Here is a 21,943-nt window from a genome sequence, read left to right as displayed (position 1 = left end):
GATCCTTGTCAGTCCTGGATACGGTCTTTTGCGGCCTTGGCCACAGCGTCGGGCGTGATGCCGAAATGGGCGTAAAGCGCCGGTGCCGGTGCCGAGGCGCCAAAGCCGGTCATGCCCACGAACCCGTCTTCGGGGCGCAAAAGCGCGTCCCAGCCCTGCCGGATCGCGGCCTCAACCCCCACCCGCGGTGCATGGCCCAACACGCCTTCGCGATAGCCTGCGGGCTGTTCGGCGAAATATTCGAACGAGGGTGCGGAAACCACCGCGACCCGGATCCCCTCGGCCGCCAGAAGATCGGCCGCCTTCAGCGCGATCTCGATTTCCGAGCCCGTCGCGATCAGCGTCACCTGCCGGTTTTCCACGTCGCGCAGCAGATAGGCGCCCTTGGCGACCATGTTCTGATCGGCCATCTTCCGCACCAGCGGCAGGTTCTGCCGCGACAGCGCCAGCAGCACCGGCGTCTTGCGCGACCCCATCGCCAGTTCCCAGGCCTCGGCGGTTTCCACCGCATCGCAGGGCCGGATCACCGCCAGATTGGGCATGGCGCGCAGGCTGGCCAGTGTTTCCACCGGCTGGTGGGTCGGCCCGTCCTCGCCCAGTCCGATCGAGTCATGCGTCATCACATAGGTCACCGGCACGCCCATCAGCGCCGCCAGCCGGATCGAGGGCCGGCAGTAATCGGCAAAGGCCAGGAAGGTACCGCCATAGGCGCGGAACCCGCCATGCAGCGCGATGCCGTTCATCGCCGCCGCCATGCCATGCTCGCGGATGCCATAGTGAACATAGCTTCCCGAATAGTCGTTCGGTTTGACCGAAGCCTGCCCCTTGGCCCGCGTCAGGTTCGACCCAGTCAGGTCGGCCGAGCCGCCGATGACGAAGGGCAGGGCATCGGCCACCACCTGCAGCGCCATTTCGGATGCCTTGCGGGTGGCGACTTTCGGCGCCTCGGCCAGAAGCTTGGCCTTGTGCGCCATCATCGGCGCCGCCAGGGCGCCAACGTCCGCCGCCTGCGCCGACCGGAAAGCTGCGCGGTCGGGAGATGCCGCAAGCCTGTGTTCCCAGTCGGCGCGGGCAGCGGCCCCCCGCGCGGCCACTTTGGCCCATGCCGCGCGGATGGGTTCGGGGATCACGAAAGGCGCATGCGGCCAGTCCAGCGCCTGGCGCGCCGCAGCGATTTCCTCGGCGCCCAGGGGGGCGCCATGCACGTCATGGCCGCCCTGTTTGGTCGGCGCGCCATAGCCGATGATCGACCGGCAGGCGATCAGGCTGGGCCGCGGATCGGCCAGCGCCGCCGCAATCGCCGCCGCAATCGACTCCGGGTCATGCGCATCGCAGGCGCCGACATGCCAGCCGGCCGCGGCAAAGCGCGCCTTCTGGTCCATCGAGGTGGACAGATCGGTATCGCCATCAATGGTGATGCGGTTGTCATCCCACAGCACCGTCAGCCGCCCAAGGCCAAGATGTCCCGCCAGATCAAGCGCTTCGTGGCTGATCCCTTCCATCAGGCAACCATCGCCCGCGATCACCCAGGTGCGGTGGTCGACCAGACCCGGAAACCGCGCCGCCGCCATCCGTTCAGCCAGCGCCATGCCAACCGCAGTGGCGATGCCCTGGCCCAGGGGCCCGGTGGTGACCTCGACCCCCTGGGCATGGCCATATTCCGGGTGACCCGCCGTGCGCGCGCCCAGCTGGCGGAACTTCTCCAACTGGCCGATCGGCATATCGGCATAGCCCAGCAGATGGTTCACCGCATACAGCAGCATCGAGCCATGGCCGGCCGACAGCACGAAACGGTCACGGTCGGGCCAGGCCGGATCGGCCGGGTCCAGCGTGAGGAAACGGTTGAACAGAACCGCGGTCACATCGGCCATACCCATGGGCATGCCGGGATGGCCGGACTTGGCCTTTTCCACCGCATCCACTGCCAGGAAACGGATCGCATTGGCCATCTGACGCTCGGTCACGCTGCCGGTCTGGATTTGCGAATTGACGTTCATGTTTCCCTCCCTCAGGCGCGCTTGGCGTCGCGGACCAGCCGCTCGATCAGCGGCGTCAGGATCAGCTGCATCGCCAGATCCTGCTTGTTGCCCGGAATGACGATGGAATTCGCCCGGCTCATCCAGGACCCGTGGATCATCGAGACCAGATAGGGGAAGTCGATCCCGCGCGGGTTCTTGAAGCGGATGACGACCAGGCTTTCATCCGGTGTCGGAATCCAGCGGGCGATGAACGGGTTTGACGTATCCACCACCGGCACGCGCTGGAAGTTGATGTCGGTCTCGGTGAATTGCGGCGTGATGCAATGCACATAGGCATGCATGCGGCGCAGGATCGTGTCGGTGACCGCTTCGGTCGAATAGCCGCGATGGGCGCGGTCGCGATGGATCTTCTGGATCCATTCCAGGTTGATGACCGGCACGACCCCAACCTTCAGATCGGCCAGCGCCGCCAGGTTCACCCGGTCATTCACCACCGCGCCATGCAGGCCTTCGTAGAACAGCAGGTCCGTCCCTTCGGCAAAGGGCGCCCAGGCAGTGAAATTCCCCGGCGCCACGCCGGTCTTCGCGGCCTCGGCCTCGTCATGCACATAGGTGCGGGTGCGGCCGGTGCCGGTTTCGCCATAGTCGCGGAAGACCCGCTCCAGCTCTTCCAGCTCATTCGCCTCGTAGCTGAAATGCGAGAAGGTCATGTCGCCTTCGGCGCTGCGCCGGGCCAGTTCGGCCTTCATGTCGGCGCGGTTGTAGCGGTGGAAAGCGTCGCCCTCGATCGAGACGGCGGTAAAGCCTTCGCGCCGGAAGATGTTGTCGAAGGTGGTCTTGACCGTCGAGGTGCCGGCGCCGGAGGATCCGGTGACCGAGATGATCGGGTGTTTCTTGCTCATGGTCTTTCAGCTCCGGAACAGGCCGCGCTTGCCGAAAAGGGCGCTCTCGGCTTCGGGCATGTCGTGATAGGCGGCGATGCGGGCGGTCTTCGACAGGCTGCCGAAGACGAAGGGCACGCGCTGGTGCAGGGTGGTGGCGCGCATCGACAGGATCGGATCGGTGCCGTCGGTGGCACCGCCGCCGGCCTGCTGGCACAGGAAGGCGATCGGCGCGCATTCATAGACCAGCCGCAGCCTTCCGCGGTCATAGCCCTTGCGGGCATCGGCCGGGTACAGGAACACCCCGCCGCGGGCAAAGATCCGATGCGCCTCGGCCACCAGGCTGGCGATCCAGCGCATGTTGAAATTCTTCGCGCGCGGCCCCTCGGCCCCGGCGACGCAATCGTCGACATAGGCGCGGATCGGGGTGGTCCAGTGCCGGTAATTCGAGGCGTTGACGGCGAATTCGTTCGAGTCCGGCGGGATCGCGACCTGGGCCTCGACCAGCATGAAGCACTGGCTGTCGGGATCCAGAACATAGCGCTGCACGCCGCGGCCAAAGGTCAGCAGCAGGGCGACTTGCGGGCCGTAGATTACATAGCCGGCGCCGGCCTGGTCGGAAACCGGGCGCAGGAAGCTGGCCTCGGGCGTGGCGGCGGCGGGGTAGATCGAGAAGATCGTGCCGACCGAGACATTGGTGTCGATGTTCGACGACCCGTCCAGCGGGTCGATCGCCAGCGCCCAACCCCCGCCTTGCGTGCCTTCGCCCTGCGTGCCTTCCGCCAGGTCCAGCGCCTCTTCCTGTTCCTCGCTGGCAAAATGGCGCAGGCCGGCGCGGCGGCAGGCGGCCAGGAACAGATCATCGGCGATCACGTCCAGCGCCTTCTGGGTGTCGCCGTCGGAATTGGTGCCGCGGGCGGCGCCCAGCGCATGGCCAAGCCCGTTGCGGGCGATGATCCCGGCCAGGGCGATGGACGCCTCGGCCAGGGCTTCGGCCAGGGGCGCAAGCGCCGCCGGCACATGGGTTTTCGGTAGTCTCTCGCTGCCGCTGGTCATGGCCTCCCCCCAATCGCAACCGGTTGGGGGTCTTTGTGACTTGCGCCGGCTTGCGAGAAAATTTAATTCTTTTGTGCCTTCATTCAGGAAAATCGAATGGCCGCCGAAGATGCCCTGACGCTTCGTCAATTGCGCGCCCTGGCCGCCGTGGCGCGACTGGGCACCATGGCCGCGGCCGGGCGGGATCTGGGCCTGACGACCCCGGCAATTCACAGTCAGATCAAAGGGTTGGAAGATCTGTTCGGTCTGCCGCTGATCCATCGCCCCGGCGAAAGCGCAGGTCAGGGCGCCACGCCGGCCGGCGCGGTTCTGCTGGAGGCCATCCAAAAGATGGATGTCGCTTTGTCGCAGGCGGGCGCGCGGATTGCCGCGCTGAAGGCCGGGCATGCCGGCCGCGTGGTGCTGGGCGTCGTGTCGACGGCCAAGTATTTCGCGCCGCGGCTGGTGAAGATCCTGCGCAGCCGCCACCCGGGAATCGAAGTGGCGCTGCAGGTCGGCAATCGCGAAGAGATTCTGGCCGATCTGGAGCGGATGCGGCTGGATCTGATCATCATGGGCCGCCCGCCGCGCCTGCCGCCGGTCGAGGCCAGGCCGCTTGCGCCGCATCCGCATGCGCTGGTGGCGGCGCCCGACCATCCCTTGGCCGGGCAGGCCGCGCTGTCGGCGGCCGATCTGGCGGCCGAAACCTTTCTGACCCGCGAGCCGGGATCCGGCACGCGCATCCTGATGACGCGCTGGCTGGACCGGATCGGCGACGGCGCGCCCTTCACCCAGGTCGAGATGGGCTCGAACGAGACGATCAAGCAGGCGGTGATGGCGGGGCTGGGCATCGCGCTTCTGTCGCTGCATACGGTGGCCGATGAATTGCGCCATGGCAGTCTGGTGACGCTGCAGGTGCCCGGCCTGCCGATCGAGCGGCACTGGTTTCTGGTGCGGCGGCTTGACCAGCCCCAGGTGCCTGCGGCACAGGCCCTGGCCGAAACCATTCTGGCCCTTCAGGGCAGCTTCCTTCCTCAACTGCCGGTGATGCCGTGAAGACCCCACCCGATTTCAGCTTTGAACTGGCCGCCCTGGCGCGTGGCTGCACCACGGTTGCCGGGGTGGATGAGGTGGGGCGCGGGCCCCTGGCCGGGCCGGTCACGGCGGCGGCCGTGATCCTGGACCCGGCCCGCATTCCGCCGGGGCTGAATGACAGCAAGAAGCTGACCGCCGCGGCGCGGGACCGGCTGTATGAGGCGATCCTGCGCGACGCGCGCGTGGCCGTGGCCCATGCCAGCGTGGACGAGATCGACGCGATGAACATTCTGAATGCCAGCCATCTGGCCATGGCCCGCGCGCTGGCCGAGCTGGCGCCCGATCACGCGCTGATCGACGGCAACCGGCTGCCGAAAGATCTGGCCTGTTCGGCCGAAGCGCTGGTGAAAGGCGATGCCCGCAGCCTGTCGATCGCCGCGGCCTCGATCGTGGCCAAAGTGACACGCGATCGCCTCATGGTGGATTTGGCGCAACAATACCCCGGCTACGGCTGGGAAGGGAACGCGGGCTACCCGGTTCCGGCCCATTTGCAGGCGCTTCTAGATTTGGGGGTCACCCCCGTGCATAGGCGTTCTTTCGCGCCCGTCCACAAGATATTGTGCCAAGCAAAATCTGTAACCTCTTGATTCAAAAAAGAATTTGACGGCGAATCGCCTGTGACTCATGCTTTGGCCCAAGATCGGCACATCAAGATGCCGTGGGACAGAGGCAGATATGGCGACCAGGAAGACCGCGGCGGGGGCAGACCTTCCGCTGAATCAGATTCTTGCGGGCGATTGTATCGAGGTGATGGAAAGCCTGCCGGCCGGCAGCGTGGACCTGATCTTCGCGGACCCGCCTTACAACCTTCAGCTGAAGGGCGAATTGCATCGCCCTGACAATTCCCGTGTCGATGCGGTGGATGATCACTGGGACCAGTTCTCGTCCTTTGCCGCCTATGACGATTTCACCCGCCGCTGGCTGGCGGCCGCCAAGCGGCTTTTGAAGCCGAACGGGGCGATCTGGGTGATCGGATCCTATCACAACGTCTTCCGTCTGGGGGCCGAGCTGCAGAACCAGGGCTTCTGGCTGCTGAACGACGTGATCTGGCGCAAGTCGAACCCGATGCCGAATTTCAAGGGCAAGCGGCTGACCAATGCGCATGAGACGCTGATCTGGGCCTCGCGCGGGGAAGGGTCGAAATACACCTTCAATTACGAAGCGCTGAAATCCTTGAACGAAGGCATCCAGATGCGCAGCGACTGGGTGCTGCCGATCTGCACCGGGCATGAGCGGCTGAAGGATGAAAACGGCGACAAGGCGCATCCGACGCAGAAGCCGGAAAGCCTGCTGCACCGGGTGCTGGTCGCCACGACCAATCCGGGCGATGTGGTGCTGGACCCGTTCTTCGGCACCGGCACGACCGGCGCCGTGGCCAAGATGCTGGGCCGCGACTTCATCGGGATCGAGCGCGAGGAAAGCTATCGCCGCGCCGCCGAGGCCCGGATTTCCCGCGTGCGCCGCTTTGATGCCTCGGCGCTGGAGGTCAGCACCTCGAAACGCGCCGAGCCGCGGGTGCCCTTCGGCCAGGTGGTCGAACGCGGCATGCTGCGCCCGGGGGAAGAGCTGTTCTCGATCGGCAACCGCTACAAGGCCAAGGTGCGCGCCGATGGCACGCTGACCGGGCCCGAGATGACCGGCTCGATCCACCAGGTCGGCGCCGCCTATGAACGGGCGCCGTCCTGCAATGGCTGGACCTACTGGCATTTCAAGCGCGACGGCAAGCTGATCCCGATCGACATCCTTCGCCAACAAATCCGGGCCGAGATGGAAGCAGAGGCCTCTCGCCCGAACTGACCCTGCCTGCGGGACGGGTCTTTTCTACGCCTGCATTCCGGTCCGCCTGGAATGCCACTGCCCCGCCATGCTGGTCATGGCGGGGTCTTTTGCCGAACCGCCGCGGCAACGCCGCCGGTCAGGGCGCGCCCTTCGGCATCGGATTGCGCGCCCTGGTATAGGGCTGCCAATCGGTGATCTCGGGGTAAAAACGCTTGCGCCAGGCCCGGACCTTGGGGTTCATCACCCGCCGCCACAGGGGCGGGATCATCGCCGACAGCGCCATCACCGGATAGCCATAGGGCAGCTGCGGCGCCTCGTCCTCGGGATAGGTCTGCAGCAGGGGAAAGCGCCGGTCGGGCTTGTAATGATGGTCGGAATGGCGCTGCAGATTGATCAGCAGCCAGTTGGTGGCCCGATGCGAGGCGTTCCAGCTGTGCCGGGGCAGCACATGTTCATAGCGCCCCTCGCCCAGATATTTCCGCGTCAGCCCGTAATGTTCGACGTAATTCACCAGTTCCAGCTGCCAGATCGCCACCCCGGCCTGGATCAGGAACAGGCCCAGCCCTTCCCAGCCGCCCAGAAGCCCCGCGATCCACAGCATCGCGCTTTGCAGCGCCCAATAGCGCCAGAACGGGTTGCGCCGGTTCCAGACCGACAAGCCGCGCCGCGCCAGCAGCGCCTTCTCGGCCGCCCAGGCCGAGCGCAGGCTTTCGCGCAGCACACGCGGATAGAAGCGGTGGAAGCCTTCGTTGTAGCGCGCCGTCACCGCATCGCGCGGGGTGCCGACATACAGGTGATGCACCCGCAGATGTTCGCTGCGGAAATGCGAATACAGCACGGTTGCCAGCAGCAGATCACCCAGCCAGCGTTCCAGCCTGGATTTCTGATGCATCAGCTCATGCGCGTAATTGATGCCGATCGTGCCGCCCATCACCCCCATGCCGAACATCATGCCGAATTTCTCAAGCCCGCTCAGATGCTCGGCCCGCGGCAGATACCACAGCGCCAGGCACAGCAGGCTGAATTGCAGCGGGAACCAGATCAGCGTGACCAGCCGGTACAGGACCAGATCCTTCTCGGGGGTCTGAGGATCGGCATTGCCGTCATTCAGCCCGGTCAGCAGGTCAAGAAGGGTGAACAGCCCCCAGGAATACAGCGGCAGCAGCAGCACGGTCAGCCCGCCATAGCGCATGCCGATCAGCGCCAGCGGCACCGTGCCCAGTGACAGAAAGAACGGCAGGGCATTCAGCGGTCGCGCGACCACATCGGCAGGGATCAGCGGCATGGGCGGTCCTCCTTGGCGGCGAAGTCTACGCCTTTGCGCATCAGGCTCAACGCGGCGAAAGCGCACTTTGCGCAAGGGAAAGCGCCTTGCGCATCACCGTGGGCAGGCTGTCGAGGCGGAAATCGCGAAAGGGCACGATCTCGCCGCGGGCCAGCGGGCCGGGCGCGGCCTCGGCGGCCAGGACCTGCAGGATCAGATGAAAATGGGTGAAGGTATGGCGAACCTCGCCCAGGCGCTGCCAGGGGGCCTCGGCCGGGGCGGGGCCGCCCGTGCCGTCCCAAGCGTCGCCCGGCAGGCCCAGCATGCCCCCCAGAAGCCCGCGCTCGGGCCGGCGCTCCAGCACCCAGCCCTCGGGCTGGCGCAGCGCCCAGACCACGCCCTGCCGCACCGGCTTCGCAGGCTTGGCCAGCTTGCGCGGCAAGTCGGCGGCGATGCCCTGGGCGCGGGCCTGGCACAGATCGACCAGGGGGCAGATCCCGCAGGCCGGAGATTTCGGCGTACAGATCGTGGCGCCCAGATCCATCATCGCCTGGGCATGATCGCCGGGCCGGTCCTGGGGCGTCAGCGCCTCGGCCAGGGCGACCAGCTGCGGCTTGGCGGCGGGCAGCGGGGTTTCCACCGCGAACAGCCGCGACACCACCCGTTCCACATTGCCGTCGACCACCGCCGCCGGCTCGTCCCAGGCGATCGAGGCGACGGCGGCGGCGGTATAGGGGCCGATCCCGGGCAATTCCAGCAACCCGTCGCGCGTGCCGGGAAAGCCGCCCCGCTCGGCCACCGCGCGGGCGCATTTCAGCAGGTTGCGGGCGCGGGCGTAATAGCCAAGCCCGGCCCATTCGGCCATGACCTCGGCATCCTGCGCCGCGGCCAGCGCCGCCACATCGGGCCAGCGCACGGTGAAGCGGTGGAAATAGTCGCGCACCGCCGCCACGGTCGTTTGTTGCAGCATGACTTCCGACAGCCAGACCCGGTAGGGATCGGGCCGCACGCCCGCCGCCCGTTCGGCCGGGCCCACCCGCCAGGGCATTGCCCTTGCATGCCGGTCATACCAGGCCAGAAGCCGCGCCCCCAGGTCGGCGGCCAGATCGGCGTCCGGCTTTCCGGCAATCGTTTCGGCCGCGTCACGCAATCTTTATGCCCCCATGTCTTCCACGGCGCTGGCAGGGCCGGGGTCTTGCGCTAAGATAGACCCGACACAAGGCCCGGAACCAGATGGCAAAGACGCCGACCGCCCCTTCCCCATCGGCCGATCACCGCCGCCGCGGCTTCGAACCCGCATTCTCGCTGATGTCGGGCCAGCTGCGCGCCGCGGGCGAGGCGCGGGGCTTTGCCGTGGCGCGGCTGGTCACCCATTGGGCCGAGGTGGTGGGCGAGGATCTGGCCCGCGTCACCCGTCCGGTCAAGGTCAGCTATGGGCGCGAGGGGGGCCTGGGCGCCACGCTGACCCTGCTGGTCCAGGGCGCCCATGCGCCGCTGATCGACATGCAGAAGGAAAAGCTGCGCCAGAAGGTGAATGCCGTCTATGGCTACAACGCCATCTCGCGCATCCATCTGACCCAGACCGCCGCTTCGGGCTTTGCCGAAGGCCAGGCCCAGTTCACCGCTGCCCCGAAAGCCCCGCCGCCGCCCGATCCGGCGCTGGTGGCGCAGGCCGCAGAAACCGCTTCGGCCGTTGGCGATCCCGGGCTTCGGGCCGCGCTTGAACGGCTGGCGCAAAATGTCTTAAGTCGCCGCAAGGCTGAAAGAGGGTAGAAATGACGATGATCAACCGACGGGCCCTGATGGCCCTGGCCGCCGCCATGGCCGCGATGCCCGCCTGGGCGCAGGATGCGACCGCGCCCGCCGCCGCGGCGCCCGAGATCAAGGATTTCTCGATCGGCAGCCCCGATGCGCCGATCAAGATGGTGGAATATGCCAGCTTCACCTGCCCGCATTGCGCGCATTTCCATGAAACCGTCTTTGGCCAGCTGAAGACGAATTACATCGACACCGGCAAGGTCCACTTCACCCTGAAGGAAGTCTATTTCGACCGCTACGGCCTTTGGGCCGCGCTGGTGGCGCGCTGCGGTGGCGATCTGCGCTATTTCGGCATCCAGGACATGCTGTTCTCGACCCAGGGCGAATGGGCTGCGTCGGAAGATCCGAATGTGGTGGTGCAGAACCTGCGCAAGATCGGCCTGACCGCCGGGCTGACCAATGAGGCGCTGGATGCCTGCATGGCCGACAGCGCCATGGTCGAGGCGATGGTCGCGCATTTCGAAGCCAATATGGCCGCCGACAAGATCGAAGGCACGCCGACGCTGATCATCGACGGCGAGAAGCATTCGAACATGTCCTACGAGGATCTGAAGGCGATCCTCGACAAGAAGCTTGCAGGCTAAGCCATGCAAGGCGCACCGCTGGAAGGGATTCGCGTCATCGAACTGGCGCGGATCCTTGCCGGTCCCTGGGCCGGCCAGCTTCTGGCCGATCTTGGCGCCGAGGTGATCAAGGTCGAGGCGCCCGAGGGCGACGACACCCGCCGCTGGGGCCCGCCCTTTATCGAACGCGAAGGCGACCGTTCGGCCGCTTATTTCCATTCCTGCAACCGCGGCAAGAAAAGCGTGACGGTCGATTTCCGCACGCCCGAGGGCCAGGAAACCGTGCGCCGTCTGGTGGCCGATGCCGATGTGGTGATCGAGAATTTCAAGGTCGGGGGCCTGGCGAAATACGGGCTCGACTGGCCTTCGCTGCAAAAGGTCAACCCGCGTCTGGTCTATTGCTCAATCACCGGCTTCGGCCAGACCGGGCCCTATGCCCATCGGGCCGGCTATGATTTCATCATCCAGGGCATGGCCGGGCTGATGAGCGTGACCGGCGAACCCGAGGGCCAGCCGCAGAAGGTGGGTGTGGCGGTGACCGATGTGTTCACCGGCATCTATGCGGCCAATGCGGTGATGGCGGCGCTGATTCAGCGCGGGCGGACCGGGCAGGGCCAGCAGATCGACATGGCGCTGATGGATGTGGCGACCGCGATCATGGCCAATCAGGCGATGAACTATCTGGCCACCGGCGTGGCGCCCCGGAAGATGGGCAATGCCCATCCGAACTTGGCGCCCTATGCGGTCTTCGACTGCGCCGATGGTTGGGTGATCCTGGCCACCGGCAATGATGCGCAATATCGCCGGCTTTGCGGGATCCTGGGCTTGTCCGACATGGCCGAGGCGCCCGAGTTCCTGACCAATGCCGACCGTGTCGCCCATCGCGATGCGATGACCGCGCGGCTGACTGCGGCGACCAGAACCTGGTCGATGGCCGATATTCTGGCCGCCTGCGAGGCCGAGGGCGTGCCCGCGGGTCCGATCAACGACATGGGTCAGGTCTTTGCCGATCCGCAGGTTGTGGCGCGGGGGATGCAGATCGCGCCAGGCGGCGTGCCGGGCGTGCGCAGCCCGATCGGCTTTTCCGCGGCCCGCCTGCAGCTGGACCGGCCGGCGCCGCGGCTGGGCGAACATCAGGACGAGGTGCTGGGCGGGCTGTAGCCCCTCAGCCCCCGCGCAGCCCGTCCATCGCCTTGACCAGCGCCTCGCTGATCGCAGGCTCGCTCAGCGCGTGGCCCGACAGGCCCACCAGCTGCAGCTGCGCCCGGTTCCAGCCCTGTGCCAGCCGCCAGGCCGAGATCGGCGGGCAGACCATGTCATAGCGGCCCTGCACGATGGTGGCGCCCGTCGCTTCGATCCGGCCGCGATTCTTCACGATCCAGTCGTCCTCGGCCAGAAAGCCCTTGTTGATGAAATAATGGTTCTCAAGCCGCGAGAAGGCCCGGGCGTAATCGGCCGGGCTTTCGCCATACATCCCCTCTTGATGGATCGAGGCCAGCGCGTTTTCCCATTGCGCCCAGGCCCGGCCATAGCGGGTTTCCTCGGCCAGATTGCCCGAGAACAGCCGGCGGTGATAGGCGGCGATCAGGTCGGCGCGGTCCTCTTCGGGGATGGGGGCGACGAAGCGCTGCCAGAGATCGGGGAAGAAGGCGCCGGCCCCGCCACCATAGAACCAGTCCAGCTCGGCCTGGGTCATCAGGAAGACGCCGCGCAGAACCAGATGGCGCACCGCCTGCGGATGGGTGATCGCATGCACCAGCGCCAGCGTGGCGCCCCAGCTGCCGCCGAATGCGATGAAGGGCCCGATCCCCAGCGCCGCCCGGATCCGTTCGACATCGGCGACCAGATCCCAGGTCGTATTGGCCTGCACCGTCGCATGCGGCCGCGACCGCCCGCAGCCGCGCTGGTCGAACAGCACGACGCGGTAATGATCCGGGTCGAAATAGCGCCGCATCGCCGGGCTGCAGCCGCCCCCCGGCCCGCCATGAAACACGATCACCGGCACGCCATCGGGCTTGCCGCATTGTTCCACATAGATGCGGTGGCCATCCCCCATGTCGAGGATGCGCTGGTCGAACGGGTCGACCGGCGGGTAAAGATATTCGACTGCGCGCTTTTGGCCTGATCTGTGGTCCATTCCCGCAGTATATACCGGCCGGGAACGGAGTCGAATGCGAAGAGGAACCGCAATGGAAGCCGCAACCACGGTCGATCCTGCCGAAGTGGCGAAATTCCAGGCCATGGCCGAGGAATGGTGGGACCCTTCTGGCAAGTTCAAGCCGCTGCACCAGATGAACCCGGTGCGGCTGGACTATATCACCCGGCAGATCGCCGCCGAGTTTGGCCGCGACCTGACCGCGCAGCGCCCGTTCGAAGGGCTGCGGCTTCTGGATATCGGCTGTGGCGGCGGGCTGCTGTGCGAACCCATGGCGCGGCTGGGCGCCACGGTGATCGGCGCCGATGCGGCCGAGCGCAACATTCCGGTGGCGCGGCTGCATGCCGAACAGTCGGGCCTGCAGATCGACTATCGCCATACCACGGCCGAGGCGCTGGCCGCGGCGGGCGAGCGGTTCGATGTGGTCCTGAACATGGAAGTGGTCGAGCATGTCGCCGATCCCCTGGCCTATCTGACCGCCTGCCATGACCTTCTGAAACCCGGCGGGCTGATGGTCTGCTCGACCCTGAACCGCAATGCGAAAAGCTTTGCCCTGGCCATCGTCGGCGCCGAATGGGTGATGCGCTGGCTGCCCAAGGGCACGCATGACTGGCAGAAATTCATCACGCCCGACGAGCTGTACGAGCTTATCCGCCGCGCCGGCCTGACGCCGGTTGACCGCAAGGGCATGGTGTTCAACCCGGTCTCGTGGCGGTGGAGCCTGTCGGACCGCGATCTGTCGGTGAATTACGTTACCGCCTCGACCCGGGCGGGTTAGGCAGATGGCGCAACCGCACGGCGGCGCGGATCGCCGCCGTCGCGGGAAATCTGCCCTCGGGCGATTGCGCCCGGGCGCCGGGTCTGAAACTCTGGCGCCATGATCCTGGTGGCACGGCATTTCTGGCGATTCCTGGTCGCCGTCTGGACGCGGGTCGGCGACGGCCATTTCGGCCTGATCGCCGCCGGCGTGGCCTTCTATGCGATGTTCGCGGTGTTTCCCGGCATAGCGGCGGTGGTGGCAATCTGGGGCATGGTGTCGGACCCGCAGGTCATCGCCGGATACCTGGTCATGGCCGAACGCTTCCTGCCGACCGAGGCGGCCGAACTGGTGCATGATCAGGTCATGGGGCTTTTGAACGCGCCGCGCAGCACGCTGGGCTGGGCCACGTTCTTCTCGGTTGCCGTGGCGCTTTATTCGGCCCGGGCCGGGGTTTCGGCGCTGATCCAGGGGCTGGACGTGGTGCATCGGGCCGAGCGGCGCGGCATTCTTTGGGGATGGGCGGTCGATTTCATGCTGACCGGCGCGCTGATCGGCGCGCTGATCATGGCGCTGGCGACCTCGGTCGTGGTGCCGGTGCTGCTGGCCTATCTGCCCGACGGCAGTTTCGACGCCTGGCTGACCCGGGTGCTGCCCTGGACGGTGATGTTCCTGTTCGTGCTGACCTGCCTGTCGATCCTGTACCGCTTCGGCCCGAACGTGCCCGGGCGGCAAAGGTCGGGCTGGTTCACTGTGGGCGTGCTGTTCGCCTCGGCCGCTTGGGCGGGGGTGTCGATCGGCTTTTCGGTCTATCTGTCGAATTTCAACAGCTACAACCGGATCTATGGCTCGATCGGGGCGGTTATCATCCTGATGACCTGGCTGTATCTGTCGGTCTGGGCGATCCTGGTCGGCGGCGCGATCAATGCCGAATTGGAGGCGCGGGCCAAGCTGTTCCGGCTGATGGGGCGGCGTTAGGCCGGGCGAAGCCGGGGGGCCAGCCCCCCGGACCCCCCGGGATACTTTTGCAGAGAGGAAGGCAGCAGGGCAGAAGACCGCCCTTGCCTTCCCTTGCGCGGCCCGGTCAGACGAAGCGGTTCCACAGGTTTTCCAGCCGCTCCTGCCGGCCGGATTTCGGCTGCGGCTCCAGCCCTTCGGCGGTGACACGCGCGGCCGCCTCGGCAAGCCCGCCCTTCAGCATCGCCTGGGCGGCCGGGGTGTCCCAGCCGGCATAGCGGGCCTGGCGCGCGGCTTCCAGATCGCCCGCTTCCCACAGCGCGGCGGCAGCTTTCATCGCCCGCGCGCAGGTGTCCATGCCGCCGACATGGGCCAGAACCAGATCTTCCGGGTCCAGCGACTGGCGGCGGATCTTGGCGTCGAAATTCGTGCCGCCGGTGGTGAAGCCGCCGGCGCGGATCACCTCGTAATAGGCCAGCGCCATTTCGGGGTGATTGTGCGGGAACTGGTCGGTGTCCCAGCCGGACTGGTAATCGTTCCGGTTCATGTCGATCGAACCGAAAATGCCCAGCGATGCCGCCAGCGCCAGTTCATGTTCGAAGGAATGGCCGGCCAGGATCGCATGGCCCTGTTCGATATTGGTCTTCACCTCGGCTTCCAGACCGAATTCCTTCAGGAAGCCGTAAACCGTGGCCACGTCGTAATCATATTGATGCTTCGAGGGTTCCTGCGGCTTCGGCTCGATCAGGATCGTGCCCTTGAAGCCGATCTTGTACTTGTACTCGACCACCTGTTGCAGGAAGCGGCCGGCATGCTGGCGTTCGGCCCTGAGATCGGTGTTCAGAAGCGTCTCATAGCCTTCGCGCCCGCCCCAAAGCACGTAATTCTGTCCGCCCAGCTTGGCGGTCGCGTCCATCATCGCCTTCACATTGGCGGCGGCATAGGCATAGACATCGGGATCGGGATTGGTGGCCGCGCCCGACATCCAGCGCCGATGGCTGAACATGTTCGCGGTGCCCCACAGAAGCTGCGTCTTGTGGCTGGCCTGTTTCTGGCCGAAGTAATCGACCATCTCTTCCAGATTGCGCAGGCTTTCGGCGAAGCTGGCGCCTTCGGGGCGCACATCGGCATCGTGGAAGCAGTAGAAGGGCGCGCCCAGAAGATCGAACAGCTCAAAGGCGACATCGGCCTTCTGCTTGGCCAGCGCCATCGTGTCGCCGAACCACGGCCGGTCAAGGGTCTGGCCGCCGAACGGGTCGCCGCCCGGCCAGGCAAAGCTGTGCCAATAGGCCACCGCAAAGCGCAGATGGTCTTCCATCCGCTTGCCCAGCACCACCTCGTCGGGGTTGTAATGGCGGAAGGCGAACTCGCTTGAGGCCTCGGGGCCCTGATAGGTGATCCGGGGGATGTCCTTGAAGAAGTCGGTCATTTCAGGTCCTTGATCGCAGATTGCGCGGCGCGGAAACGGGCATGGCCCGCATCGAAAGCCGCAAGAAGGGCGGGGTCCGGCTCGATCAGCCGGGCGATTTTCGGCAGGGTCGCGATCTCGGCCCCGGCGCCGGTTGCCGCCATCAGCGCCAGCCGCGCGGCCCCGAAGGCGCCGCCGAAATCGCCGGCCACCGGCAGGGCCACCGGCGCATTCAGCGCCGATGCGATCAGCTGCAGCCAGTAGTCCGACCGCGAACCGCCGCCGACGGCCAGAAGCGTGCCGATCTTGGTTCCGGTCGCGGCCAGCGCATCGCGGCAGTCGCGGATCGCGAAGGTCACGCCTTCTAGCACGGCGCGGGTCGCGGCCTGCCGGTCGGTTGCATGTTCCAGCCCGGTAAAGGCGCCCCGGATCGCGGCCGAGTTCAGGGGCGTGCGCTCGCCGCCCAGATAGGGCAGGAACAGCGTCTTGCCCGGGGCCTGCAGCGCGCCCAGTTCCCCCGTCAGCTTCGCCGCATCGGTGCCGACCAGCCGCGCATACCAGTTCAGCGCATCGGTGGCGGCCAGGATCACCCCCATCTGATGCCAGGTGCCGGGCAGCGCATGGCAGAAGGTATGAACGGCCGTGGCCGGATCGGGCTGGTAGCCGTCATTCGCCGCGAACAGCACGCCCGAGGTGCCCAGCGACACGAAAGCCTCACCCGCGCGCACCACGCCCACGCCCACGCCCGAAGCGGCATTGTCGCCGCCGCCGCCCGCGACGATCACATCCTTGGGCAGGCCCCAGCGCGCCGCCAGCGCCGCGCGCAATTGGCCCGAAACCTCGGAGCCTTCAACCAACGCCGGCATATGTGCCCGCGTCAGGCCAGTTGCCTGCAGCAGCGCGTCCGACCAGGCGCGCTTGCCGGTGTCCAGCCAGGCCGTTCCGGCCGCGTCGGACATTTCCGCCACATGGCCGCCGGTCAGCCAGAGCCGCAGGTAATCCTTCGGCAGCAAGACCTTCGCCACCCGGTCCCAGATCCGAGGTTCGTGCCGGCGCACCCAGATCAGCTTTGGCGCGGTGAAACCGGGGAAGACGATATTGCCGGTCAGCCGGCGGAACATCGGGTCGCCGTCCAGTTCGGCGGCCTCTTCGAAACTGCGGGTGTCGTTCCACAGGATGCAGGGCCGCAGCACCTCGTCCGAGGCATCCAGCAGCGTCGCGCCATGCATCTGGCCCGACAGCCCGATCCCCTTCACCTGGCCCAGCCCATGCGCGGCCAGCGCGTCCAGCACCGCCTCGGCCGCGGCGATCCAGTCGGCCGGGCGCTGTTCCGACCAGCCCTCGGCCGGGCGCTGCACCGTCAGGGGCGCGGTGGCTTCGGCCAGCACCTGCTGGTCGGCACCGATCAGCACGCCCTTCAGCCCCGATGTGCCCAGATCCAGCCCGATATACATCAGGCGGCCAGATGCGCGGGCTTCTTGCCCAGGATGATCATGCCCAGAATGTCGTCATCGGTGACCTCGTCGACATTGACCGTGCCCACGAGCTGGCCGTTCTTCATCACGCTGGCCCGATCGCAGAGCTTCATCACATTGTGGATGTCATGCTCGATCAGGAAGATGCCCAGGCCCTGCGCCTTCAACTCCTGGATCAGTTCGGCCACCATCTGGGTCTCATGCGGGCCAAGGGCGGCGGTCGGTTCGTCCATGATCAGGATCTTGGCGTTGAAATAGACCGCCCGCGCGATGGCGACCGACTGGCGCTGCCCGCCCGACAGGGCCGAGACCGGCTCTTTGAACTTGCGGAAATTCGGGTTCAGCCGGCCCATGATCTTGCGCGTTTCCGCTTCCATGGCGGAATCGTCGACCAGCCCGGTCGCCGTCACCAGCTCGCGGCCCAGAAACAGGTTCGAGGCCGCATCCAGATTGTCGGCCAGCGCCAGCGTCTGGTAGATCGTCTCGATGTTATAGGCCCTTGCATCGCGCGGGTTGCGGATCTGGACCGGCTGGCCTTCGATCAGGATCTCGCCCGCATCGGCCTGATAGGCGCCCGACAGGCATTTGATCAGCGTCGATTTCCCGGCGCCGTTATGGCCCAGAAGGCCCACGACCTCGCCGGGATACAGATCGACCGAGACGTGGTCGACCGCCTTGATCCCGCCGAATGAGATCGAGATGTCGCGCATCTCGACCAAGGGCGTTCCCTCACGATTGGGCGCGATTCCGGCCATCAGCGGATCCCCTTGCGCTTGCGATATTGAATGTCGATCCAGACGGCCAGCGCCAGGACGATGCCCACGACGATGTTCTGGAACGGGCTGTCGACGCCCACCATCGCCATGCCGGATTGCAGCGATTGCATGATCAGCGCGCCCAGGATCGCGCCATGGATGGTGCCGATCCCGCCCGCCAGGGCCGTGCCGCCGATGACGGCCGCGGCGATGACGCGCAATTCGTCCAGCGTGCCGATGTCATTGGTGTGATTCTGCAGCCGGGCCTGGGCGATGATCGCCGACAGCCCGCACAGAAAGCCCATCAACGCAAAGACCTTGACGGTCAACAGCCGGGTGTTGATGCCCGACAGTTCCGCCGCATCGGGGTTGCCGCCGGTGGCAAAGATGTAGCGGCCAAAGCGCGTGCGCTTGGCGACCACCGTCATCGCAATCGCGACCAGCGCCAGGATCAGCACCGAGAAGGGCAGGCCGAAGCCGGTCGTATAGCCATCGGGCATCGCCTCGCCCCGGGCCTCGAACAGGCGCTTCAGCTTGCCGGCCGGAATTTCATAGGCATTCAGCAGCGCGATCAGCCCCAGGATCGCCGCACAGGCGATGCCGGCCAGCACGCCTTCGGCCCAAAGCGGCTTGACCGGAAAGCCGTGGCGTTCCTTGGCCTTGCGCGCCTGCATCAGGCCCAGGACGGCCAGTGCCGAGGCGATCAGCCCGACGACCCAGCTCCAGATCGGGCCCAGCGTGCCCTCGGCGCCGCCGAACAGGATGAAGGTCGAATCCAGCGGGCCCTGGGTCTGGCCCGAGGTCATGTACCAGCCCAGATTGCGCCAGATCAGCAGCCCGCCCAGGGTGACGATGAAGGCCGGGATGCCCTGATAGCCGACCAGCCAGCCGGTAAAGGCGCCGACGGCCGTGCCCAGCGCCAGCCCCGCCAGCATGGCCAGGGGCGCGATGGCCGGATGGCCGATGCCAAGGCCCAGCGTCTTGGGCAGGATGGTGACCTGCAAGATCCCCATCAGCGCCGAACACAGGCACAGCATCGCGCCGACCGACAGGTCGATGTTGCGGGTGACGATGACGAAGACCATCCCCGTCGCCATGATCGCGACCGAAACCATCTGGATGGTGATGTTGAACACGTTCTGCGGAATCAGGAACCGGCCGTTCGCCAGCCAGGCGAAGGGGTTCAGGGTGAACTCCGCCATGGCGCGGATGCCGGTCCAGCCCTGGAAGGCGATGCAGATCACCAGGAAGGCGCCGATCATGCCCAGAAGCCGCGTGTCGATTTCAAGTGTCTGAAGAAGGCCGCGGCGCGCCACGCGGGGCGCTGCGTCCTGGGCCGGTTTGGTCATGCTTCACCCGAAAGGCGCAGGAACGGAAATAGGGGGGAAGGCCCCGGACAAAGGATGCCCGGGGCCGCTTGTCAGCTTAGTTGCAGGGGGCGGGGCCTGCGCTCACGCCCTGGCAAAGCTCGTCCTTGGTGATCCAGCCGGCATCGACGACGACCGACAGATTGTCCTTGGTGACCGGCACCGGCACCAGGAAGACCGAGTTCATCTCATTGCCGCCCGGGGTGGTGAACTTGATCGCATTCGGCACTTCTTCGGGCTTGGTGCCGCCGGCCAGCGCCACGGCGATTTCCGCCGCGGCCTTGCCCAGCTCGCGCGCATCCTTCCAGACCGAGACGGTCTGCGTGCCCAGCGCGATGCGGTTCAGCGCTGCCTTGTCGCCGTCCTGGCCCGAAACAGGAATGCCCTGCATCCCGACCGCGGTCAGCGCCGCCACCGCGCCGCCCGCCGTGCCGTCATTCGACGCCACGACCGCGTCGACCTTGTTGTCGTTCTCGGTCAGGATCTGTTCCATGTTCTTCTGGGCGTTGGCCGGCAGCCAGCCATCGGTATAGGCCTCGCCCACGATCTTGATGTCGCCCGCGTCGATCGCCGCCTGCAGCACTTCCTGCTGGCCGCCGCGCAGGAAATCGGCGTTCGGATCGGTGGGCGAGCCCTTGATCATCACGTAATTGCCCTTGGGCGCGGCTTCCAGCACGGCGCGGGCCTGCATCCGGCCAACCTCGACATTGTCGAAGGTCAGGTAGAAGGCGCGCGGGTCTTCGATCAGCCGGTCATAGGCGACGACCGGAATCCCGGCATCCGCCGCGGCCTGAATCGCCGGCACCACCGCCGCCGTGTCCTGGCCCAGGATGATCAGCGCATCCACGCCCTGCGCCATCAGCGCCTCGATATCCGAAAGCTGCTTGGCCGAGGACGATTGCGCATCGGCCGAAACATATTTGTCGCCCGAGGCTTCCAGCGCCGCCTTGATCGCGCCCTCGTCGGTCTTCCAGCGCTCTTCCTGGAAGTTCGACCAGCTGACGCCGACGGTCAGGCCTTCGGCCAGGGCTGCCGACGAAAAACCGGCCGCCGCCACGATGGCGGCGAGAAAGACTTTCCGCATTGATTCCTCCCGTTCGATACGGCCCTCCACGGCCGGTCCGGCAGATTCGCCGATACGGGAAAAATCCTGCCGCTAATAATTTCAGTTGTCAAAATAAAAACGCTGGTCAAATCTGGGTCTGCTGACTCCGGCTACGAAAATTCGCTGCGATGCGGCAATTTTCAAGCGGTTCGGCAAGGGTTCGGGCATGTGATGCCCCTGTTTAGTTCGGAGGTCGAATAAATATGCCGCGACTGCCAAAAGGACAGGGGCCGGGGGGGCGGGTCGGGGTCGGCCCGCTGATTCCGCCCCTGACCGAAGGCCAGCGCCCGCTGCGCCAGCAGGTGTTCGAGCGGGTGCGCGCGGCGGGGCTGATCCCGCGTGTCACCCTGGCGCGGCAACTGAACGTCTCGCCCGCGACGGTGACGACCATCACGCAGGAACTGATCGAGGCCGGGCTGATCGAGGAAGTCGCCCCGCCGCGCGATGCCGAAAGCCCCGGTCGCGGCCGACCGGCCGTGGCGCTGGGCGTGCGCGCGCCGGCGCATCACGTTGCGGGCATGAAGCTGTCGGACCGCGAACATACCGCCGTGGTGGTGGATTTCGCCGGCAATCTGGTGGCCGATGACGTGATCCCGCGCCGGCCCGGGCCGATGACGCTGGCCGAATTGCTGGATGCGGTCGAGACGCTGCTGGCGCGGGTCTGTGCCAAGGCGGGGCTTGACCGGGCGCAGCTGTCGGCGGTGGGGATCGGGGTTCCGGGCTTTGTCGATGTGGCCGAGGGGATGGTGTTCTGGTCCTCGGTCCTGACCGAACGCGCCGTGCCGCTGGCCGCCGCCGCGGGGGCGCGGCTGGGTCTGCCGGTCGCGATCGACAATGACGCCAATCTGGTGGCCCTGGCCGAACTGTGGTTCGGCGCCGGCCGCAGCCTGTCGGATTTCGCCGTGGTCACGATCGAACACGGGCTGGGCATGGGCTTTGTGATGAACCACCGCATCTATCGCGGTGCCCAGCGCTTGGGGATGGAACTTGGCCATACCAAGGTGCAGCTGGACGGGGCGCTGTGCCGCTGCGGGCAGCGTGGTTGCCTTGAGGCCTATGTCGCCGATTACGCCCTGGCGCGCGAGGCCAGCACGGCGCTGAACTGGGGCCACAAGGACGGCCAGCCGATCAACATCCTGCTGGAAAGCCTGTACGATCATGCCAAGGCCGGCAATGCCACGGCCAAGTCGATCTTCCGCCGTGCCGGGCGCTATCTGGCGGTGGGCCTGTCGAATGTGATCAATCTCTTCGACCCCGAGCTGATCATCCTGTCGGGCGAACGGATGCGCTACGACTATCTCTATGCCGCCGAGACCCTGGCCGAGATGGACAATCTGGTGATCGACACCGGCCGCCCCCGCCCGCCGATCGAGATCCATGCCTGGGGCGATCTTCTCTGGGCGCATGGCGCGGCGGCGCTGGCCCTGTCAGCGGTGACCGAAGGCATCCTGGCCCCCGCCAGCCGCGAAATGGCAGCGCAGTAAAACCTGCCTAGCCTTCCTTCCGGCAAAGCAGCCTTCCTCTCTGCAAAAATATCCTCGGGGGGTCCG

The 21,943-nt window shown here is 66.4% G+C and carries 20 protein-coding genes; 9 read left to right on the top strand and 11 right to left on the bottom strand.

The genetic code is table 11. The features are described from left to right. Window positions 1–8: 8 nt before the first annotated feature. The 3 genes from tkt to K1Y73_RS06055 are packed head-to-tail and all read right to left on the bottom strand — an operon-like array spanning window position 9 to window position 3,916. On the bottom strand, window positions 9–1,997 hold the full coding sequence (gene tkt / locus K1Y73_RS06065; protein WP_225027194.1) for a transketolase: 1,989 nt from the start codon (window positions 1,995–1,997) through the stop codon (window positions 9–11). Between the two features lie 11 nt (window positions 1,998–2,008). Beyond that, window positions 2,009–2,881, bottom strand: coding sequence for a phosphoribulokinase (locus K1Y73_RS06060; RefSeq protein WP_225027192.1), 873 nt, complete (start codon window positions 2,879–2,881; stop codon window positions 2,009–2,011). Window positions 2,882–2,887: 6 nt separating this feature from the next. Continuing rightward, window positions 2,888–3,916 carry a class 1 fructose-bisphosphatase gene (locus tag K1Y73_RS06055; protein WP_225027191.1) on the bottom strand — a complete coding sequence of 343 codons (1,029 nt, stop codon included), beginning with the start codon at window positions 3,914–3,916 and terminating at the stop codon, window positions 2,888–2,890. Between the two features lie 96 nt (window positions 3,917–4,012). Between K1Y73_RS06055 and cbbR the strand changes: the two genes are divergently transcribed. The 3 genes from cbbR to K1Y73_RS06040 all read left to right on the top strand — a co-directional run bounded on the left by cbbR (window position 4,013) and on the right by K1Y73_RS06040 (window position 6,787). Beyond that, the gene (cbbR, locus tag K1Y73_RS06050) at window positions 4,013–4,951 is read left to right on the top strand and encodes a LysR family regulator CbbR (RefSeq protein WP_225027189.1); all 939 of its coding nucleotides are present in this window, start codon (window positions 4,013–4,015) and stop codon (window positions 4,949–4,951) included. Continuing rightward, window positions 4,948–5,577, top strand: coding sequence for a ribonuclease HII (locus tag K1Y73_RS06045; protein WP_225027187.1), 630 nt, complete (start codon window positions 4,948–4,950; stop codon window positions 5,575–5,577). Before cbbR ends, K1Y73_RS06045 begins: the two co-directional genes overlap by 4 nt. 88 nt (window positions 5,578–5,665) lie before the next feature. After that, complete coding sequence (locus tag K1Y73_RS06040) at window positions 5,666–6,787, top strand: site-specific DNA-methyltransferase (RefSeq protein ID WP_225027185.1); 1,122 nt, start codon at window positions 5,666–5,668, stop codon at window positions 6,785–6,787. Between the two features lie 118 nt (window positions 6,788–6,905). Here the strand turns inward: K1Y73_RS06040 and K1Y73_RS06035 are convergent, their stop codons facing one another. Both K1Y73_RS06035 and K1Y73_RS06030 read right to left on the bottom strand, forming a co-directional pair. Further along, entirely contained in the window at window positions 6,906–8,054 is a 1,149-nt protein-coding gene (locus K1Y73_RS06035; RefSeq protein WP_225027184.1) for an alkane 1-monooxygenase, read from the bottom strand. Between the two features lie 46 nt (window positions 8,055–8,100). Then, a complete protein-coding gene (locus tag K1Y73_RS06030) occupies window positions 8,101–9,183 on the bottom strand; it encodes an A/G-specific adenine glycosylase (RefSeq protein WP_404819063.1) in 1,083 nt (360 codons plus the stop codon). Between the two features lie 83 nt (window positions 9,184–9,266). Here K1Y73_RS06030 and K1Y73_RS06025 point away from each other — a divergent pair, with 83 nt between their 5' ends. Genes K1Y73_RS06025 through K1Y73_RS06015 form a run of 3 tightly spaced genes read left to right on the top strand, consistent with a single transcriptional unit; the run spans window position 9,267 to window position 11,575 of the window. After that, window positions 9,267–9,806, top strand: coding sequence for a DUF721 domain-containing protein (locus K1Y73_RS06025; protein ID WP_225027183.1), 540 nt, complete (start codon window positions 9,267–9,269; stop codon window positions 9,804–9,806). A 2-nt stretch (window positions 9,807–9,808) separates the two neighbouring features. Then, window positions 9,809–10,435, top strand: coding sequence for a DsbA family protein (locus K1Y73_RS06020; RefSeq protein WP_225027182.1), 627 nt, complete (start codon window positions 9,809–9,811; stop codon window positions 10,433–10,435). Window positions 10,436–10,438: 3 nt separating this feature from the next. Beyond that, window positions 10,439–11,575, top strand: a complete 1,137-nt coding sequence (locus K1Y73_RS06015) for a CaiB/BaiF CoA transferase family protein (RefSeq protein ID WP_225027181.1) — start codon at window positions 10,439–10,441, stop codon at window positions 11,573–11,575. Between the two features lie 4 nt (window positions 11,576–11,579). On the opposite strand, the gene pip is transcribed toward K1Y73_RS06015, so the two are convergent. Continuing rightward, a complete protein-coding gene (gene pip, locus K1Y73_RS06010; protein WP_225027180.1) occupies window positions 11,580–12,551 on the bottom strand; it encodes a prolyl aminopeptidase in 972 nt (323 codons plus the stop codon). A gap of 52 nt (window positions 12,552–12,603) precedes the next feature. On the opposite strand from pip, the gene ubiG reads away from it, so the two are divergent. After that, window positions 12,604–13,347: a bifunctional 2-polyprenyl-6-hydroxyphenol methylase/3-demethylubiquinol 3-O-methyltransferase UbiG gene (ubiG, locus tag K1Y73_RS06005; RefSeq protein ID WP_225027179.1), complete on the top strand. Its 744-nt coding sequence runs from the start codon at window positions 12,604–12,606 to the stop codon at window positions 13,345–13,347. A 99-nt stretch (window positions 13,348–13,446) separates the two neighbouring features. Next, the gene (locus K1Y73_RS06000; protein WP_225027178.1) at window positions 13,447–14,304 is read left to right on the top strand and encodes a YihY/virulence factor BrkB family protein; all 858 of its coding nucleotides are present in this window, start codon (window positions 13,447–13,449) and stop codon (window positions 14,302–14,304) included. A gap of 106 nt (window positions 14,305–14,410) precedes the next feature. Here the strand turns inward: K1Y73_RS06000 and xylA are convergent, their stop codons facing one another. From xylA to xylF, 5 genes are all read right to left on the bottom strand, one after another. Further along, window positions 14,411–15,712, bottom strand: coding sequence for a xylose isomerase (gene xylA / locus K1Y73_RS05995; protein ID WP_225027176.1), 1,302 nt, complete (start codon window positions 15,710–15,712; stop codon window positions 14,411–14,413). Beyond that, window positions 15,709–17,145, bottom strand: a complete 1,437-nt coding sequence (gene xylB / locus K1Y73_RS05990; protein WP_225027175.1) for a xylulokinase — start codon at window positions 17,143–17,145, stop codon at window positions 15,709–15,711. Before xylB ends, xylA begins: the two co-directional genes overlap by 4 nt. Next, window positions 17,145–17,921 (bottom strand): ATP-binding cassette domain-containing protein, encoded by a 777-nt coding sequence (locus K1Y73_RS05985; protein ID WP_225027174.1) that lies wholly within the window; start codon window positions 17,919–17,921, stop codon window positions 17,145–17,147. The genes xylB and K1Y73_RS05985 overlap by 1 nt, the downstream gene beginning before the upstream one ends. Next, on the bottom strand, window positions 17,921–19,270 hold the full coding sequence (locus tag K1Y73_RS05980) for a sugar ABC transporter permease (RefSeq protein ID WP_225027173.1): 1,350 nt from the start codon (window positions 19,268–19,270) through the stop codon (window positions 17,921–17,923). The genes K1Y73_RS05985 and K1Y73_RS05980 overlap by 1 nt, the downstream gene beginning before the upstream one ends. Window positions 19,271–19,346: 76 nt before the next feature. Further along, entirely contained in the window at window positions 19,347–20,372 is a 1,026-nt protein-coding gene (xylF, locus tag K1Y73_RS05975) for a D-xylose ABC transporter substrate-binding protein (protein ID WP_225027172.1), read from the bottom strand. Between the two features lie 224 nt (window positions 20,373–20,596). Between xylF and K1Y73_RS05970 the strand changes: the two genes are divergently transcribed. Further along, window positions 20,597–21,877, top strand: coding sequence for an ROK family transcriptional regulator (locus K1Y73_RS05970; protein ID WP_225027171.1), 1,281 nt, complete (start codon window positions 20,597–20,599; stop codon window positions 21,875–21,877). Window positions 21,878–21,943: the final 66 nt, after the last annotated feature.

The organism is Xinfangfangia pollutisoli (genome assembly GCF_020179405.1).
Lineage (GTDB): Bacteria > Pseudomonadota > Alphaproteobacteria > Rhodobacterales > Rhodobacteraceae > Pseudogemmobacter > Pseudogemmobacter pollutisoli.
This window is presented reverse-complemented; position numbering and strand designations above follow the sequence as displayed.